Genomic DNA, 17,835 nt, shown 5'->3' on the forward strand with positions numbered 1-17,835 from the left:
CCAAAAAAAAGGCTCCTGAAAACCAGGAGCCTTTGGCGTCGGACAGGCAATGTGGTCCGCGCCGGCAGCTCTGGGGTACAGCGCCGGCCGGACCGCTATCCACGCCAAGGAGGTTCAGCCACCTGCCGTCAACCGCATTGCCATGCCACTTCATCGTAGCAGCTGATTGCGCGGCAAAACTCTCCAATATTTGCATGCCGGCCTTCTGCCGCTACAGCCACCCTTCGCGCTTCAGGCGCCGGTGCAGCCAGTAGCAGCCGGCGATGATGACGACGATCACGGCCGGATAGCTGCCGCGCCACTTCAGTTCCGGCATGAATTCGAAGTTCATGCCGTACAGGCTGAAGACCATGGTGGGCACGGCCAGGATGGCGGCCCAGGCGGCCAGGCGCTTGACCACCTCGTTCTGGCGGATCGAAATTTGCCCCAGCGCCACCTGCATGGCCGAATTGACCAGCTCGCGCATCTGCCCCGCCGTGTGCGTGACCCGTTTGACGTGGTCGAGGATGTCGCGGTAATAGATGCGGTTTTCCTTGGGCACGATGTCGCCATGGAAACGGATCAGCTGGGTGCAGATGTCGTGCAGGGGATTGACGGCCGCATCGAGCTTGAGCAGCTCCGTCTTGAGCTGGTAGAAATCCTGCAGCTTGTCTTCGCTCAGGCTGGGCTTGAACAGCTGCAATTCATAGTGCTGGAAACGGGCCTGCAAATGGTCGATGCACGGCTGGTACTGGTCGACGATGAAATCGATGATGGAATACAGCACGTAGCCGGGGCCGCTGGCCAGCTTCTCGGGCACGCTTTCCTTGCGCTCGCGCAGCTTCGCGTAGCCGGCCGAGGGGCCGTGGCGCACCGTGATGATGAAGCGGGGGCCGAGAAAGACGTGGGTTTCGCCGTAGACGATGGCGTCGCCGTCCAGGGTGGCCGTGTGCATCACCATGAACAGCGTGTCGCCGTACTCTTCCAGCTTGGGCCGCTCATGCGCGCCCTGCGCATCCTCGACGGCCAGTTCGTGCAATCCAAAGGCCGATTGCAGCGCCTGCATGGCCGTGACGTCGGGGCTGGCCATGCCGATCCAGACGAAACAATCGGGGTCGCAAAGAAAGTCGCCCACCTTGTCGATGTCGAAGTGGGCGATCTTCCTGCCGTCGCGATACGCTTCGCAATTGACGACGGCGGCGTGGGTACTGAGGTCCATGGTGATTTTCGGCTGGTGGCGGCAATATTATTGGGGGGCCAGTATAGCGGAAATGCCATGATGGCCATGCCCACTGAGCCAGCGCATTGACATTCGGGCGCGTCAATGTAAAATGAGAACCATTCGCATTTAAGAAGGGCCTGCATGCGCCAGCGGCACGGGACTTCCGCGCCAACTGGAGTGTGCCGTGACGTATGCCGTATCCCCTGCCGCCGATCCTGTCGCACTACTGTATGGCCAGCACCATCCCTGGCTGCTGCGCTGGCTGCGCGGCAAATTGTCCTGCACCGATCATGCGGCCGACCTGGCGCAGGATACGTTCGTCAAGCTGCTGGCCACGCCTGGCGAACCTGCCGCCACTCTGCGCGAACCGCGCGCCTACCTGACCACCGTGGCGCGGCGCCTGCTGATCGACCACTACCGCCGCCAGTCGCTGGAGCAAGCCTGGCTGGCCACCCTGGCGCAGCTGCCCGCGCCCGCCGCGCCATCGGCGGAGGAGCGTTTGCTGATCCTGGAAACGCTGCACCAGATCGATGCCATGCTCGACGGCCTGGGCGCGAAGGTGCGCACGGCCTTTTTACTGTCGCAGCTGGAAGGCCTGGCGTATGCGGACATCGCCGCGCGCCTGAACATCAGCGAGCGCACCGTCAAGCGCTATATGGTGCAGGCGTTCGAGCAATGCATCCTGCTGCTGGCCTGACATGGGCGCAACCCTCGATGCGCGCGCCGCGCGCGTGGCGGCGCACTGGATGATGCGTCTGCAAGGCGGCGAACTGGACGCTGATGCGCGGCAGGCACTGGCCCGCTGGCGCGCCGCCCACCCCGACCATGAAACGGCCTGGCAACGGGCCGAGCAGGTGTGCCGCACCTTCGGCATGCTGCCACCGCCGCTGGCCATGCCTGTGCTCGACCGCCCGGCCGGCGCGCCGCGCCGCGCCGCCCTGAAAACCCTGGCCCTGCTGATCGCCGCCGGGCCGGCGGGCTGGTCCATGCTGAAAGTGCCGCCATGGCAGGCATGGACGGCGGACCTGCGCACGGCAACGGGCGAAATCCGCCATCTTGCCTTGCCCGACGGCAGCGCCCTGAGCCTGAACACGGCCAGCGCCGCCGACCTCGCTTTCAGCGACGCGCTGCGCCTGGTCCAGCTGCGCGCCGGCGAACTGCACGTGGCGACCCACCCCGATCCGCTCCAGCGTCCGTTCATCGTGCGCACCAGCAACGGCAGCATCCGTGCCCTCGGCACGCGCTTCACGGTGCGCCAGGAAGACAGCCTGTTCGGCGCGCGCACCCAGGTGGCCGTTTCCCAGGGCGCCGTCGAAGTGCGGCCCGCGAAAGGCTTGCCCGTCATCGTGCAGGCGGGCTGGCAAGCCAGTTTCGACGAAGCGGCGGCCAGCGCGCCGCAGCCGCTGGCGCCGCATGCGTCCGCGTGGACCAAAGGATTGCTGTACGCAGACGACACGCCGCTGGCCGACGTGCTGGCGCAGCTGAGCCGCTACCGCCACGGCGTGGTGCGCTGCGACCCGGCCGTGGCGCGGCTGCGCGTGTCGGGCGTGTACCAATTGCATGATACGGATAAATTATTATCACTATTGCAAGCCTCGCTACCCATCCGTGTGCAACGCCACAGCCGCTGGTGGATTTCCATCGAACCCGCATCAATATTTTAAAAAAATGTCCCTTTCGCGCATGTGCCCCGTCAATCCACACAGGACCAACACATGAACGAAGGGAAACAAGCAATGAAGCACTACCGCAACACCAGCATGACCCTGGCCCTGTTGGGCAGCCTGGCCCTGACGCCGCCCGCATTCGCCCAGCATCAGGAAGCGCCCGCGCGCCACTACCAGGTGGCAGCCGGCCCCCTCAGTACCGCCCTGTCCGCCTTTGCGGCCGAGGCGGGCGTCAGCATTTCCGGCGCCGCCAGCCTGTACGCGGGCTTGAACAGCCGGGGCTTGAGCGGCAATTACCAGGTGTCCGACGGCTTTGCCCGCCTGCTCGGCGACAGCGGCCTGATTGCGGTCGACCAGGGCGGCGGCCACTACGCCGTGCGCAGGCTGCCGTCCGCCAGCGAGGCAACCACCCTGCCCGGCATCGCCGTGCGCGCCACGGCCGAGCGCAGCACCAGCACGGAAGGGACGCATTCGTACACGACGCCGGCCACGGCCAGCGCCACCGGACTGGTGCTGTCCTTGCGCGAGACGCCGCAATCGGTCAGCGTCATCACGCGCCAGCGCATGGATGACCAGGACTTGCTGACGGTGCGCGACGTGCTGCGCAATACGCCCGGCATCGCCGTCAACCAGTTCGACACGGAGCGCAGCACCTTTTCCGCGCGCGGTTTCGACGTCGACAATTTCCAGTACGACGGCGTGCCCACCACGTATAAGGTGCAGTATTCGGGCGGCGAATCGGAAATGGACTCGCTGATCTACGACAGGGTCGAAGTGACGCGCGGCGCCACGGGCTTGCTGACGGGCGCCGGCTACCCGTCCGCCTCGATCAATCTGGTGCGCAAGCGGGCCAGCGCCAGACAGTTCGAGGGGCAATGGTCGCTGGCGGCCGGCTCCTGGAGCGATTACCGGGGCACCGTCGACCTGGCCGCGCCGCTGAACGCAGACGGCTCCGTGCGCGGCAGGATCGCTGGCGCCTGGCAAGACCGCAAGTCGTTTACCAATGGCTATTCGAACCAGCGCCAGCTCGTCTACGCCACCGCCGAGGCGGACCTGGCGCCCGGCACCGTCGTCATGGTGGGCGCCAGCTACCAGAAGAACGACCCGAAAGGCAGCAACTGGGGCGGCTTCCCCCTGTGGTACAGCGACGGTTCGCGCACCGATTTCGACCGTTCCGTCACCACGGCGCCCCGCTGGGCCGCCTGGGCCACCGAGCAGACCAACGTGCACGCCACCTTGGAACACGCGCTGGGCCAGGGCTGGAAGGCGCAGGCGCAAGCCATGTACAGCAAGCACACGGAAGACACGCCGCTGCTCTTCCTGGCCGAGCGGCCCGACCGCATCACGGGCCTGGGCATGCTCGGCTACCCGAACCGCTACATCGGCTCGCGCGACCAGAGCAGCGCCGACCTGAAACTGTCCGGCCCATTTACCCTGGGCGGACGCGAACATGAAGTCATCGTGGGCGCCAATTACACGGTGCAGCACGCCGAATTCAGCGTCAAGGAAGCGCTCGATCCCGAACCGATCGGCAATTTCCTCGCCTGGGATGGCAGCTACCCGCAGCCGGCCTGGGGCGAGCCCGTGCTGTCGGAGAAATACACGACCAGGCAATATGGTGCCTACGGCGCGGCGCGCCTGAACCTGGCCGACAGCACCAGACTGATCGTCGGCGGACGCCTGAGCCGCTGGGACAAGGACCGTACCGGCTTTGACGGCAGCGCCCGCTTCGCCTTCGCCAAAAGCAAGTTCGTGCCCTACGCGGGCCTGGTGGTCGACCTGAACGACACGTATTCGATGTATGCCAGCTACACGGACATCTTCCGCCCGCAGGAAAACCAGGACCGCGCGGGCGCCTGGCTGGACCCGCTGACGGGCCAGAGCATGGAAGTGGGCGTGAAGGGGGAATTTGACGGCGGCCAGGCCAACGGCTCCATCGGCCTCTTCGAGATCAAACAGGACAAGCTGGCCCAGCCCGACGGCGCACACCGGGTCCCCGGCACCACCACGCAAGCGTATTCCGCAGCGCGCGGCGCCACCAGCCGCGGCATCGAGGGGGAATTGTCGGGCCGCCTGGCGCCAGGCTGGAACGTGACGGCCAGCGCCAGCCACTTCCGCGCCAAGGACCGCGAGCAGCAGGATATCAACACCCTGTCGCCCCGCTCGACGGCGCGATTGTTCACCACCTGGAAAGTCCAGCCCGGCCTCACCGTGGGCGGCGGCGTCAACTGGCAAAGCAAGTTCTACTTTGACGATGCGGGCCCGAACGGCAAGGAGCGCGTCACGCAGCAAGCCTACAGCACGGTCAGCCTGATGGCCACGTACCAGCTGTCACGCCAGCTGACGGCCCAGCTGAACGTGGAAAACGTGCTCGACAAGAAATACATCAACATCAACACCTATGCGCAAGGCACGTATGGCGCGCCGCGCAGTGTGCGGGGGACGTTGACGTACCGTTTTTAGTACGAGCACAAGCCGGGCGGCATGCGCCCGGCTTGCTCTACATCAATCACGTCAATAGCTGTAATTCAGGCTCAGCATGGCATTGCGCGGATCGCCGTAACTGACTCTGCGGCCCGTGCTGATGCCGTAGTAAGCGCGGTCGGTCAGGTTGTTGAGGTTGAACGACAGGGCAAGCCGGCCGGAGAGCTGGTAGCGCACCATGGCGTCGAACACGGCATACGAGCCCTGGTGCACAGTGGTCAAGCCGCCACGCACGGCCCGGGTCTGCTGCCAGGTGCGCGATTGCCAGCGGGCGCCGCCGCCCACGGTCAGGCGCGGCATCGGCTGCCAGGTGCTGTACAGGCTCAGCTGGTCTTCGGGCGCCAGGGTATTGACCTTGCCGCCCGCATCGCGCGCCACCTTGTGCGTGTAGCCGGCCTGCAGCTGCCAGCCCGGCATCAGCTGGCCCGACACTTCCAGTTCCACGCCGCGCGAACGCACGCCGTCGATGGCGCGGTAGGCGTCCATGCCCGTCACCTTGTTGACCGCGTCGACGGACTCGGCGAAGTTGTCCTGCCGCACCTCGAAGGCGACCGCGCTGGCGTTCAGGCGGCCGTTGAGGAACACGCCCTTTACGCCCGCCTCGATATTCGTGCCCAGCACGGGGTCCAGGGTCCTGTTGTCGACGTCGCGGCTGTTTTGCGGACTGAAGATATCGCTATAGCTGGCAAACGCCGTCAAATTCGGCGCGAAGTCCCACGTCAGGCCCGCATACGGCGTGAAGATGGACGACTCGTCGATGTCGGCCGTGGGGTTGACGTAGGACGACAGGCGGCCGCCCAGAATCACGTGCACGCCTTGCGGCAGCGAAAAGCGGCCCGTCGCGTACACGGCCTTCTGGCGGATGACTTCGCGGGCCGTGTCCAGCTCCCACTGTGGTTCCGGCACGACGCCACGGTAAGTATAGATATTGTCGACCTTGATGAAGGTATACGGACTGAAGACGTCGTCCGACTGCTTGCGGTAGGCGTTCGCGCCCACCACCAGTTCATGCGTGCGGCCCAGCAGGGAAAACGGGCCCTTGGCGTACACGTCCAGGCCATTGCTGGTGGCGTCGCTGTTGTACTGGCGCGCCGTGACGGCCGTGCCGCTGCCGTCCGCCTTCGGAAAACCGTCAAGGTAGGCGACGGGCGCATACAGGGCGTTGGCCTGGTGGATCAGGCGCAAATTGGCCAGCCAGCCATTGTCGAAGGTGTGCTCGAGCGAAGCGAAGACGGATTTGGCCTCCGTCTGCTGCGTGCTCCAGGTGGGCGCGCCGTTGAACGAGCGGTGCATGGTGAAACGCTTGCCGTCCGCGTCGAACAGCGGTGCGCCGCCCCAATCGCTATTGCGCGGCACCGTGTGCTGGTAGTCGGCGCCCACGGTCAGCAAGGTGCGCGGCGACAGGTCGGCCTCCAGCGTGCCGTACGCCAGTTCGGAGCGGCGCTGGTAGCGGTCGACGAACGAGTGCTTGTCCTGGTAGGACGCGACGGCGCGCGCGCGCACGCTGCCGCTGGCGTTCAGGGGACCGCCCACGTCCGCCATGGCGCGGTAATTGCTCCACGATCCGGCCGACAGGTCGGCCAGCGCGCGCAATTCGCGCGTGGGTTTCTTGCGGATCAGATTGACGGTGGCGCCCGGCGTGCCGGCACCGCTCATCAGCGCATTCGCGCCCTTCAGCACCTCGACCCGGTCGTACAGATCCATATTGGCCAGCGATTCGCCCAGGTTCAGCGAGGCGTCGCGCGTCCATGGCAAGCCGTCGTAGCTGAAATTGTCGAGCGAAAAGCCGCGCGCATAATAAATCGTGCGCTCGCTGTCGATGTGCTGCACATACACGCCCGGCGTGTGATTAAGCACCTCGCTCAGCTGCACCAGGCCGAAATCATCCATCTGCTGGCGCGTCACCACGCTGACCGCGTGCGGCGTCTCGCGCGGCGACAGCACCAGGCGGTTCGCCGTGCTGACGGCGCCCGTCGTGTAGGAACCCGTGTCCTCCGTCACCTGGCCCAGGTAATTGGTGGTGATGACCACTTCCGGCATGGTCGCCTCAAGCTGGGCGGCGGCCTGCGGCGCGGCTTGCGCGGCGCTTTGCACGGCGCTTTGCACGGTATACACGCCGCTGTCCGTCTTCAGCAAGGCCAGCCGCGTGCCCTGCAAGGCGCGGCGCAAGGCTTGCTCCGCCGTGAAATCGCCGTGCACGGCCGCACTGCTGACGCCGCGCGCCAGGTCCGCATCGATGGAAATGCGCACGCCGCCACGGCTGGCAATGGCGATCAGACTGGCATTGAGGGGCTGGGCCGGCACATCGTAGCGCATGGTGGCCGACGTGACGTGGGCCGGTGGCGTCTGCGCCAGGACGGTGGGCGCGGCGCAGGAAAGTAACATTACAGCCAGGGGAATCTGGCGCATCAACAATGGTGGCATGCTGGGACTCTATCTTGATGGTGAAGGAAAAGTGGGGCTACACCAGGTATGAGTCGCGGCGCGCCGAAAGTGACAGTGCCGGCGCAAAAAATATCTCAGCTTGTCTTCAGGTCGAGTCCCGTCCACCAGCCGCCAGGGCCCTGGCGCAAGGTCAGGGGCAGGGTTTCGGCCAGGGCCAGCAGGGTGGCGCCGCTGTCGTCGAGCGAATAATTGCCGGACACGCGCAGCGCCGCCGCCTGCGCCGTGATGTCGATGTAGCCGTAGCGGTACGGGCGCAAGGCGGCCACCACGTCGCCCAGCCGCTCATCGACAGCCACCAGCATGCCCTGCTCCCACGCCGTCGCCTGCCCAGCCGCCATGCCGGGCAGCAGGGTCAATCGATCCTCGTCAAACCGCGCCGCCTGGCCCTGGCGCAGCACGCGCGCCAGGCCTTTGCCGGCCGGACGCACGTCGAGATCGCCCCGCACGGCCAGCGCCACGGTGCCGCGCGCTTCGCGCCGCAGCATCAGCTCGCCGCCCCGCGCCGTCACCGTGCCATGCGCGCTGCGCAGCACGAACGGCGCGTTGGCGCCAGGCGCCACGCGCGCCAGCAACTGGCCCTGGCGCAAGGCGACTTGCCGGTGTTCATGACGGACATCCGTATCGGCCGAGGAGCGGGCGTCGAGGGTCAGCACGCTGCCATCGGCCAGCGTGTAGCGGCCCCGCCGGGCCGTGGCCGTATGCAGGTCCGCGCTCCAGTCCGGCAAGAAGGGGCTGCCGCGCAGCAGCCAGGCGCCGCCGAACGCCGCGCCCGCCAGGCACAGGACGCCCTGCAGCCATTGGCGCCGCTGGTCATCGTGCCGCGCGGCGCGCGCCAGGGTGTGCCCGACGGCCGCCGCCCCGCCCGCCGCCTGCAGCGGGCCGACGCTGTGCTCGACAGCCTGCCCCAGCGTACGCCAAGCGGCCGCATGGCGCGCATCGGCGGCCAGCCAGCGGGCGAAGGCCTGGCGCTGTCCTTCGTCCGCTTCGCCCGAACTGAGTTCGACCAGCCAGCCGATGGCGGCATCCTGGATGGTCGAAGCAACGCTCATGCCGCGTCCGCCACCGCCAGGCAGCAGCGCAAGCCCTGCGCCATGTACTGGCGCACCATGCTGGCCGACACGCCCAGTTCAACGGAGATCTGCGCATACGTCAAGCCGTCGAGCTGACTCATCAGAAAAGCGCTGCGGGCCTTGGCGGACAGGGTATCGAGCGCGCGCGACAGGCGTCCCAGCGCTTCGAGCAGCACGGCGCGTTCCTCCGGCGACGGCTGGACGGCATCGGGCAGCAGCGCCAGGGTCTCCAGATACGCCTGCTCGATATCGCGCCGCCGCCACTGCTGCAGCAAGATGCTTTTCGCTACCGTCGTCAGGTAGGCGCGCGGCTCGCGGATGGCGGACAATCTTCCCGCATGCAGCACGCGCACAAAGGTTTCCGACACCACATCCTCGGCTTCCGCCCGATTACGCAAGCGCAACAGCAAGCGCTGCAGCAGCCAGCCCTGGTGGCCCGTAAAGAGGCTGGCGGCCAAGGCGGCGTCATTCGGGGGAAAAGAAAAGGCAGACAAGAGCGGATCCGGCGACATAAATGATAATGATTCTCATTATATGGCAGGGACTGGAAGATGTCGCGCAATTTTGCTAAAGTTGTCCTACGCAGGCAACACCACCGATCGCACGCGCCGCGCGCAGGGTGTTGATTTGACCTCCATCCCATTGGACACTCGCCATCGCATGCATGCATCCCCAGTCCCGGGCACCGAAGGATATGCCGACAATGCCGGACAGCTGATCACCCGGTATGCCGGCGTGATCGCCGCTGATAAATACAAAGTGGTCAGCCACCTGCTGCCACGCCGGGCAGGCGCCGTGCTCGACATCGGTGCCGGCACAGGCTCCGATTCGGCGTGGCTGGCGAGCCTGGGGCACAAGGTGGTGGCAGTGGAGCCCGTCGCCGCGTTCCGGGAAGCGGGCATGCAGGCGCATGCCTCGCCCGATATCGAGTGGGTGGACGACAGCCTGCCCGCGCTGTCAGTGATGACGGCGCGCGAAACCAGGTTCGACCTGGTTTTCCTCACTGCCGTCTGGATGCATCTTGCAGCGGAAGAAAGAAGCGCGGCGATGGAAAACATCAGCCAGTTGCTCAAGCCCGGCGCGCTGCTCGTCATGTCGCTCAGGCATGGCCCCGCCCCGGAGAACCGGCGCATCTTTGACGTCTCTGCCAGTGAAACGATAGACCTTGCGGCACGCCACCATCTCGCAGTCGTTCTGAGTGCGCAGGCGCCGTCCGTTCAGCAGCAGAATCGCCAGGCGGGAGTCAGCTGGGCCTGGCTGGTCTTCGAGCGGTGACGGAGGCCGCAGCAGGCTAAGAGCCTATCCCAGTAGATGAATACATCCCCTGCTGGCGCCCCTCGGAAGCGGGGACTGCGTTGATCGTCGTCGCGTGGCTCGCCACGCGTGCTCCTCACGCCTTGTCCGCACTCCGGATGAACTGCCAGCAGAAGACGCTCCCTACTGGGATAGGCTCTAAACCGTCGACATGACCGCATTCAGGGCACGCCGCAATTCCTTCAGCCGGGGCGGCTTGCCCAGCACGCAGTTGACGTGGTCGGGATAATCGCTGTCGGCCGCCAGGCGCTGGCCCCAGCCCGTGAGCATGATGATGGGCGTGGCCGGCGAACAGCGGCGCACGGCGCTGGCCACCTTGCGCCCGTCCACGTGAGGCATGCCCAGGTCCGTGATGACCACGGCAAAATCCTCGTGCCTGTCGCGCGCGGCCAGGAAGCTATCGATGCCGGCCTGGCCCCCATCGGCCGACACCACGTCGTGGCCATCGATTTCCAGGATGTCGCGCAGGGACTTGAGCACCATCGGGTCGTCGTCCACTACGAGGATGCGCAGGCGCGGTGGCACAAGGTAGGCCATGTCGGGCGCTTGCTGCCCCTCGTCCGCGGCGCAGGCGGGGAAAACCAGGCGCACCGCCGTGCCCTGCCCCGGCGCCGTGACGATGTCGATGCTGGCGCCATGGCGCTCCATCATGCCGTACACCATGGCCAGGCCCAGACCCGTGCCACGCTCGCCCTTGGTGGTAAAAAACGGTTCCAGGCAGCGGCGGCGCGTATTGTCGTCCATGCCGATGCCCGTGTCGCCCACTTCGATGCGCACCTGCCGCGCCGCCTCGCCCGCTACGCCGACGCAGCTGGTGCGCACGCTCAGGGTGCCGCCTTCCGGCATGGCGTCGACGGCGTTGAAGACCAGGTTCGTCAGCGCTTCGCGCAGCTCGCCCGCGCTGCCGGGCAGCATGGGCAGGCCGTGCGCCAGCTCCGTGTGCAGGGCGATGACGATGCCGCGCTGCTGCGGCATGTCGCTCCAGCGCGCGCGCGTCAGGTCCAGCACCTGCTGCACCACCAGGTTCGCGTCGATGGGCGAGAGCGCCAGTTGCGGTTCGCGCTGGCGGTAGAATTCGCGCATGCGCGCCACGGTGGCGGCCACGTCGTCAATGGCGCGTTCGATCACTTCCAGGCAATGCCGGCCCTGCGGACTGAGATTGGTTTCCGTCTCCAGCAGCGATTCCGTGTACAAGGCCACGGGGGAAATGGCGTTATTGATATCGTGCGCGATGCCGCTGGCCATCTGCCCCAGCGCGCGCAGGCGCTCCTGCTGCATTACCGACTGCTGCGTCTGGCGCAAATCGTCATACGCGCGCTGCAGCGCGCCGTAGAGCTGCGCCTGGTTGGCGGCCAGCGCCACGTGTTCGCTCAGCTGGCTGAGGAATTCGCACTCGCCGCTGGTAAAGCTGTGCGCGGCGCGGCGCGCCACGATGAGTATCCCGAAGACCGTGTTTTCGGCCAGCAGCGGGGCCATGACGAGGGCGCGCAGCCCCCCTTGCGCCAGGCGCTGCGGAAACGGGAACGCCACGTCGGCGATGTCGGCTTCATACACGAGCTTGCCGCGCACGCAGCTCGACAGGCCATTCTCGTCGATGGGAATGTGCGCGTGTTCGCCCATCATGAACGATAGCGCCAGCGCCTCGCTGCGCACGCCCACGCACGTCACCTGCAGCGCGTGTTCGGACGGTTCATAGAGGCAGATGCAGCTGAAATCGATGGGCAGCTGCTCTTCCAGGCTGCGCACCACCACCTGGAAAATGCTGCGCAAATCCTGCCGCTCGCCGATCGAGCGCGTGATCTGCTGCAGCAGGTTCAGGCGCTCAAGCTGTTCATGCACCTTGCGCTCGGCCAGCTGGCGTTCCTGTATCTGCGTTTCCAGGGCCGCATTCGCCTGCGCCAGTTCGTCGCGCGAGACGGTGGTGCGGCGCAGCTTTTCCGTCATGCCGTCGAAGGCGCGTGCCAGGTCGCCGATTTCATTCCTGGTATGCACGCCGAGCGAGAAATCGAGCTTGCCTGCGCCGACGATCAGGGTGCCCTGGCGCAGCTTCTCCAGCGGCCCCGTGACGCTGGTCATGGTGAAATAGATCAAACCGGCCACCAGCGCGATGATCATGCCGCCGAACAGTATCACGGCCACGTTGGCCCGCTGCTGGGCGTCCAGCACGCCTTGCCGGCTCAATGCGGACAGCCGCATCGCATCGGCGATCATGCCCTGCACCTTGCCCATGATCTGGCCGGACAGGCGCGACTCCAGCTCGCCCAGCACCTCGCGCCGCTGCGGGTCCTGACCCAGCTCGCGGTGATTCGCGACAAACAGCTCGAACAGGCCGTCCACGCTTGCCAGGTCGCGCCGCAATTCCCGCAGCAGCGCGCGCTCCTCGCCGGCGCCGAAGGCCGGCGTGGCCAGCAAGCCGGTGGACAGCGACTCGCTGCGCAGCTGCCACTGTGCCCGCGTGCGCGCGCCATGGTGCAGCGCATATTCGATCGACAGGTAGCGCAGCGACGTGACGGCTTGCAGGATATCGGCCGCCGCCTTGTTCTTCGCCAGTTCGCGCTGCATCGCCATGCTGGTGGAGAACAGCACGGCGACGATGACGGCCACCAGCAGCACGCAAAACAGTTCTGCCAGCTTGAAGCGCGTGACGATTTTCACGGTGGCCTTCTCAATGGATGACCGTCACGGCCGACGGCGCCACGGCTTCCAGGCCGTCCAGGTAGACGGCATCGAGGAAGTTCGGCATCTCGCCGTTCCCGGCCAGCCGGTTCTTGATGGCCCAGCGCGCCTCGTCTTCCAGCGCCAGCAGCAAGCGCTGGTCGAGCACGATGCCGAACTGATAACCGTGCCAGGCCGCCTGCAGGCGCTGCGCCTCGCCGGCCGACGCCTTGGCAAACAGCGCGCGTGCGGCATCGGGCTCGTCCCGGCAAAAGCGCGCGCCGGCGATCAGTGCGCGCAGCACCTTGCGCATCGTCGCCGGGTGGCTGCGCACATAACCGCCCGTGCCGGCCACGTTGAACAGGCCCGCATACACGTCTTCGCCATAGAAGATGGCCGCATTGCCGGCAATGGCGTGCGTCATGCCCGTCAGGAACGGTTCCCAGCCTGCCGCCGCATCGACCTCGCCCCGCGCCAGCGCCCCGGCCAGCTGGTCCGGCGCGTAGTTGCGCATGCTGACTTCGGCGGGCAGCAGCTTCTGACGGTTCAAAAAGGCCTCGAGCGTGAACTGGCCGGAAGTGCCCAACGTGACGCCGATGCGCTTGCCCTTCAGGCTCGCGGGCGTGGACACGCCGCGGTCCAGGCGCCCCACGATGCCGTGGTCGCGCTCGGCCTCGAAGATGCTGGCGATGATGACGACGGACTGGTTCTGCAGGCTGGCCAGCACCACGGGAATATCGGACGCCGTGCCCAGGTCGGCCTTGCCCTGCAGCACGGCTTCCAGCGAAGCCTTGCCCGACGAATACGGCTGCAGCAGCGCGTCAATGCCTTCGCGCGCGAAATAACCGTGTCCGCGCGCGGCCAGCACGGGGCAGCTGCCCACATACTCCGCATTCACGGCCAGGCGCAGCACTTCCACGGGACCGGGCGGCGGCGCGGGACGGGCAGCGAGCCGCCAGACGGCCACGGCGGCCAGCGCCAGCAGCGGCAGTGCGGCCGCCAGCCAGACCGCCCGCCGCGCCGGTGCCGGGCCGTTCATGCGCTGCACGGCGCCGTGGCCGATTCCAGCGCGCTGTTGACGGCCTCGGAAAACGCCGCCACGTCGATCGGCTTGGTCAGATAGCGGAAAAAGCCCGCAGCCAGCCCCTGGCGGATATCGCCGGGTCCGGCCACGGCCGTCAGCGCGATGACGGGAATGTGCGCGGTGCGGGCATCGGCACGCAGCAGCTGCATGACTTGCGTGCCGCTGATGTCGGGCAAGTCGCAATCCATCAGTATCAGCTGCGGCAGGTGGCGGCGCGCCATGTCCAGGCCCGTCTGCCCGTCGCCGGCAGACAGCAGGTCGAGATCGGGGCGAAAATGCACCAAGCCCGCCACCAGGGTCACGTTCAGGGGATTGTCTTCCACATACAGCAGCGTCTTGCGCTCCGGCAGGGGCATCGTTTCAGCGGACCGGGCAATGGCGGACAGGCGCGGACTCTCCTGCAGCGGGTAGCGCGCGGGGCAACTGTCAATATCGAGCCAGAAAGTGCTGCCGCGCCCGGGCGTGCTGGTCACGCCTATGGTCGCCTGCATGGCTTCGGCCAGGCGCTTGCTGACCACCAGCCCCAGTCCCGTGCCCTCCTCGTCGCGCCCATCGCGTCCCAGGCGGTTGAAGGGCTGGAACAGCACCTCCAGCTGCGCGGCGCTCAGCCCGCCGCCCGTGTCGCGCACGGACAGGCGCAGCTGCCGTGCATCGACGGGCTGGCAATCGACGTGGATCTCGCCCTGATCGCGGTTGTACTTGACGGCGTTCGACAGCAGGTTGAGCAGCACCTGCTTGAGGCGCGTGCGGTCGGCCAGCACGTGCACGCTGCCCGCTTCGACGAACGTCAAGGTGATGCCGCGCTTGCGCGCCAGCGGCTCCATCATTTGCCAGCATTCGTGGTAGATATCGGCCAGGCCCACGGACTCCATCGACAGCGCCATATTGCCCGACTCGATTTTGGCGATGTCGAGGATATCGTTGATCAAGGTCAGCAAATGCCGGCCGGCGCCGAAGATGTGCGAGGCAAAGGTTTTCTTTTCCTGCACCGTCGAGGGGATGGAATCGGACGTGAGCATCTGCGAAAAGCCCAGGATGGCGTTGAGCGGCGTGCGCAGCTCGTGGCTCATGCTGGCCAGAAAATTGGTTTTTTCCTCGTTCGCCCGCTCGGCCACTTCGCGGGCCAGCCGCAAATCCCGGTTCATGGCGTCGAGTTCGGCCGTGTGCTGGCGCAGCAGCAGTTCCAGGCGCGCATTGGCGATGCGCAGCTGGCGCGTCTCCAGCGCCCGCGCCAGTATCAGCAGGATGCCCGACACCTTGAACGGCTTGACGACGTAATCGAGCGCGCCCGCCTTCATCGCTTGCACGGCCGAGGCGATCGTGCCTTCGCCCGTCATGATGATGCAGGCCAGGTCCGGATCGATCTTGCGCGCCGCTTCCACCACGGCGATGCCGTTCATGCCCGGCATCATCAGGTCGACCAGCAGCAGGTCGAACGATTCGACGGCCAGCAGGGCCAGCGCCGCCTCGCCCGAAGCGAGCCCCGTCGTGTCGTACGCCTGGCCGCGCAAGGTGTCGCACAGGGCGCGCACGTGCGCCAGCTCGTCATCGACGATCAGTATCCGGGGCGGCATTGATGATCTGTTCATGCATTCTCCTGGCGGCATGGCCTTGCGGAGAGGGAACTTGCCCCGCAGCATGCGTTCCGAGCATAGCATCTGGAAATTACCAAAAATACACGCTTTGTCACGCGCGCGCTGGCGCGGGGCAGATGTCAGCTCATGACGGGCAGCCCGCGCAGCAACTTGTCGAGGGTCAGCGGATAGTCGCGCACGCGCACGCCCGTCGCGTTGTAGACGGCGTTGGCGACGGCCGCCGCCACGCCGCAGATGCCCAGCTCGCCCACGCCCTTGGCTTTCATGGGCGAGGACATGGGATCCGTTTCGTCGAGAAAGATCACGTGCTGGTGCGGGATGTCGGCGTGCACTGGCACTTCGTAGCCGGCCAGGTCGTGGTTGACGAAGAAGCCGCGGCGCCGGTCGACCACCAGTTCCTCCATCAGGGCCGCGCCCACGCCCATGGTCATGGCGCCGATCACCTGGCTGCGCGCCGATTTCGGGTTCAGGATGCGGCCGGCCGCGCACACGGCCAGCATGCGGCGCACGCGTACTTCGCCCGTGTCGCTGTCCACGCCCACTTCGACGAAATGCGCGCCGAACGTCGATTGCTGGAATTTTTTATCGAGCTCGCCGTATTCCATATGGTCTTCCGCGACGATATCGCCATGAAAGGCGGCGGCGGCGAGCGGCACGCTGCGTTCGCCCTGGCTGACTTGCCCATCGGAAAAGCGCACCTCCTTTTCATCAAAGCCCAGCTTGCCGGCGATGGCCTGGCGCAGGCGCACGCAGGCCGCGTACACGCCGGCCGTCGAGCTGTTGCCGCCCCACTGCCCGCCCGAACCGGCCGAGACGGGGAAATCCGAGTCGCCCAGACGCACGACGACCCGGTTCAAGGTTACGCCCAGCATTTCCGCCGCCGTCTGGGCGATGATGGTATAGCTGCCCGTGCCGATATCCGTCATGTCGGTCTCGACGGTCACGATGCCGTTGCCATCGAGACGCACCCGGGCGGCGGACTGCATGACGAGGTTGTTGCGGAAAGCGGCCGCCACGCCCATGCCCACGAGCCAGCGGCCGTCGCGCCGCATGCCCGGCTGGGCTGCTCTCTCTTTCCAGCCGAATTCAACGGCGCCCGTGCGCAGGCAGTCGATCAGGCGGCGCTGGGAAAACGGTCTGCCCGGTTTTTCCGGGTCCACCTTGGTGTCGTTCAGGATGCGCACGACGATGGGGTCCATGTTCAATTTCTCCGCCAGCTCGTCCATGGCGATTTCCAGCGCCATCAGCCCCGGCGCCTCGCCCGGCGCGCGCATGGCGTTGCCTTCTGGCAAGTCGAGCACGGCCAGGCGCATGGCCGTCATGCGGTTGGCCCCCGCGTACAGCAGGCGCGTCTGCATCACGGCCGTTTCCGGCTGACCGCCCTTCAGGTCGCCCGACCACGATTCATGGCCGATGGCCGTGATCTTGCCGTCGCGCGTGGCGCCGATGCGCAGGCGCTGGATGGTGGCGGGCCGGTGCGTCGTGTTGTTGATCATCATGGGCCGCGTCAGGGCCACCTTGACGGGACGCTGCGCCGCGCGCGCACCCAGGGCCGCCAGCAACGCTTCGGCGCGCACGAACAGCTTGCCGCCGAAGCCGCCGCCGATGTAGGGCGAGACGATGCGCAGCTTGTCCTTCGGCATTCCCAGGGTGCGGGCCAGATCGCCCCGGCCCCAGTCCACCATCTGGTTCGCCGTCCAGACTGTCAATTTATCCCCCTCCCAGGCGGCAATCGAGGCGTGCGGCTCCATCATGGCGTGCGACTGGTCAGGCGTCGTATAGGTAGCGTCCAGGCGCACTGGCGCATTCGCAAAGGCGCCGGCGAAGTTGCCCGTCTTGCTGTCGGGCTTGCCGTCCTTCGGCTTGGCCGCCGTGCCCTTTGCTTTGGCCAAATCGAAGGCGCCCGGCTGCTCGATATACTTGACATCGAGCAACTGCGCGGCCGAACGCGCTTGCTCGAACGTTTCCGCCACCACCAGCGCGATGGCCTGGTGGTAATGCTCGATGTCCGGCCCGCCCAGCAGCTTCGCCGTGTTCATCTTGCCTTTGCCCAGCTTGCCCGCCGATTCCGCCGTCACCACGGCCAGCACGCCGGGCGCGCGGCGCGCGGCGCTGGTGTCGATCGAAGCGATGCGCCCCTTGGCAATCGCCGCGCCGACGACGTGGCCGTAGGCGGCATGCGGCGCGGCCTTGTTCTGTTCATACGCGTACGGCGCCGTGCCCGTGGTTTTCAGGGGGCCGTCGATGCGGTCCGTGGGGCGGCCCACGACTTTCAGCTGGTCGATGGGATTGGTGGTCGCAGGTGTCGTGAATTTCATGG

The 17,835-nt window shown here is 66.6% G+C and carries 12 protein-coding genes; 4 read left to right on the forward strand and 8 right to left on the reverse strand.

Annotated elements, in window-relative coordinates; genetic code table 11:
- Positions 1 to 211: 211 nt before the first annotated feature.
- On the reverse strand, positions 212 to 1,198 hold the full coding sequence (locus tag CSQ95_RS20580; RefSeq protein ID WP_099410844.1) for a magnesium and cobalt transport protein CorA: 987 nt from the start codon (positions 1,196 to 1,198) through the stop codon (positions 212 to 214).
- Positions 1,199 to 1,385: 187 nt separating this feature from the next.
- Here CSQ95_RS20580 and CSQ95_RS20585 point away from each other — a divergent pair, with 187 nt between their 5' ends.
- From CSQ95_RS20585 to CSQ95_RS20595, 3 genes are read left to right on the forward strand one after another with little or no spacing between them, the layout of a single operon-like run.
- On the forward strand, positions 1,386 to 1,898 hold the full coding sequence (locus CSQ95_RS20585) for a sigma-70 family RNA polymerase sigma factor (RefSeq protein WP_086139509.1): 513 nt from the start codon (positions 1,386 to 1,388) through the stop codon (positions 1,896 to 1,898).
- Position 1,899: 1 nt separating this feature from the next.
- Positions 1,900 to 2,865, forward strand: a complete 966-nt coding sequence (locus CSQ95_RS20590) for a FecR domain-containing protein (protein WP_099410845.1) — start codon at positions 1,900 to 1,902, stop codon at positions 2,863 to 2,865.
- A gap of 51 nt (positions 2,866 to 2,916) precedes the next feature.
- Positions 2,917 to 5,331 carry a TonB-dependent receptor gene (locus CSQ95_RS20595; RefSeq protein ID WP_257218123.1) on the forward strand — a complete coding sequence of 805 codons (2,415 nt, stop codon included), beginning with the start codon at positions 2,917 to 2,919 and terminating at the stop codon, positions 5,329 to 5,331.
- 51 nt (positions 5,332 to 5,382) lie between these two features.
- Here the strand turns inward: CSQ95_RS20595 and CSQ95_RS20600 are convergent, their stop codons facing one another.
- From CSQ95_RS20600 to CSQ95_RS20610, 3 genes are all read right to left on the reverse strand, one after another.
- Positions 5,383 to 7,776: a TonB-dependent receptor gene (locus CSQ95_RS20600; RefSeq protein WP_099410846.1), complete on the reverse strand. Its 2,394-nt coding sequence runs from the start codon at positions 7,774 to 7,776 to the stop codon at positions 5,383 to 5,385.
- A gap of 95 nt (positions 7,777 to 7,871) precedes the next feature.
- Entirely contained in the window at positions 7,872 to 8,846 is a 975-nt protein-coding gene (locus CSQ95_RS20605) for a FecR domain-containing protein (RefSeq protein ID WP_099410847.1), read from the reverse strand.
- Entirely contained in the window at positions 8,843 to 9,361 is a 519-nt protein-coding gene (locus CSQ95_RS20610; RefSeq protein ID WP_257218124.1) for a sigma-70 family RNA polymerase sigma factor, read from the reverse strand. The genes CSQ95_RS20605 and CSQ95_RS20610 overlap by 4 nt, the downstream gene beginning before the upstream one ends.
- A 166-nt stretch (positions 9,362 to 9,527) precedes the next feature.
- Here CSQ95_RS20610 and CSQ95_RS20615 point away from each other — a divergent pair, with 166 nt between their 5' ends.
- A complete protein-coding gene (locus CSQ95_RS20615) occupies positions 9,528 to 10,142 on the forward strand; it encodes a bifunctional 2-polyprenyl-6-hydroxyphenol methylase/3-demethylubiquinol 3-O-methyltransferase UbiG (protein ID WP_099410896.1) in 615 nt (204 codons plus the stop codon).
- Positions 10,143 to 10,319: 177 nt separating this feature from the next.
- Here CSQ95_RS20615 and CSQ95_RS20620 read toward each other — a convergent pair whose 3' ends face one another.
- From CSQ95_RS20620 to paoC, 4 genes are all read right to left on the reverse strand, one after another.
- Positions 10,320 to 12,836 carry an ATP-binding protein gene (locus tag CSQ95_RS20620; RefSeq protein ID WP_099410849.1) on the reverse strand — a complete coding sequence of 839 codons (2,517 nt, stop codon included), beginning with the start codon at positions 12,834 to 12,836 and terminating at the stop codon, positions 10,320 to 10,322.
- 10 nt (positions 12,837 to 12,846) lie between these two features.
- Positions 12,847 to 13,875 (reverse strand): ABC transporter substrate-binding protein, encoded by a 1,029-nt coding sequence (locus CSQ95_RS20625; RefSeq protein ID WP_099410850.1) that lies wholly within the window; start codon positions 13,873 to 13,875, stop codon positions 12,847 to 12,849.
- A complete protein-coding gene (locus tag CSQ95_RS20630) occupies positions 13,872 to 15,509 on the reverse strand; it encodes a response regulator (RefSeq protein WP_257218125.1) in 1,638 nt (545 codons plus the stop codon). Before CSQ95_RS20630 ends, CSQ95_RS20625 begins: the two co-directional genes overlap by 4 nt.
- A gap of 125 nt (positions 15,510 to 15,634) precedes the next feature.
- Entirely contained in the window at positions 15,635 to 17,833 is a 2,199-nt protein-coding gene (paoC, locus tag CSQ95_RS20635) for an aldehyde oxidoreductase molybdenum-binding subunit PaoC (protein WP_099410852.1), read from the reverse strand.
- Positions 17,834 to 17,835 lie beyond the last annotated feature (2 nt).

It is taken from the genome of Janthinobacterium sp. BJB304 (assembly GCF_002735765.1).
Taxonomy (GTDB): Bacteria; Pseudomonadota; Gammaproteobacteria; order Burkholderiales; family Burkholderiaceae_D; genus Janthinobacterium.

Coding starts and splice junctions, on each gene's coding strand:
- CSQ95_RS20580 (WP_099410844.1), bottom strand. CDS start 1,198: ATGGACCTCAGTACCCACGCCGCCGTCGTCAATTGCGAAGCGTATCGC.
- CSQ95_RS20590 (WP_099410845.1), top strand. CDS start 1,900: ATGGGCGCAACCCTCGATGCGCGCGCCGCGCGCGTGGCGGCGCACTGG.
- CSQ95_RS20595 (WP_257218123.1), top strand. CDS start 2,917: ATGAACGAAGGGAAACAAGCAATGAAGCACTACCGCAACACCAGCATG.
- CSQ95_RS20600 (WP_099410846.1), bottom strand. CDS start 7,776: ATGCCACCATTGTTGATGCGCCAGATTCCCCTGGCTGTAATGTTACTT.
- CSQ95_RS20605 (WP_099410847.1), bottom strand. CDS start 8,846: ATGAGCGTTGCTTCGACCATCCAGGATGCCGCCATCGGCTGGCTGGTC.
- CSQ95_RS20615 (WP_099410896.1), top strand. CDS start 9,528: ATGCATGCATCCCCAGTCCCGGGCACCGAAGGATATGCCGACAATGCC.
- CSQ95_RS20625 (WP_099410850.1), bottom strand. CDS start 13,875: ATGAACGGCCCGGCACCGGCGCGGCGGGCGGTCTGGCTGGCGGCCGCA.
- CSQ95_RS20630 (WP_257218125.1), bottom strand. CDS start 15,509: ATGAACAGATCATCAATGCCGCCCCGGATACTGATCGTCGATGACGAG.
- paoC (WP_099410852.1), bottom strand. CDS start 17,833: ATGAAATTCACGACACCTGCGACCACCAATCCCATCGACCAGCTGAAA.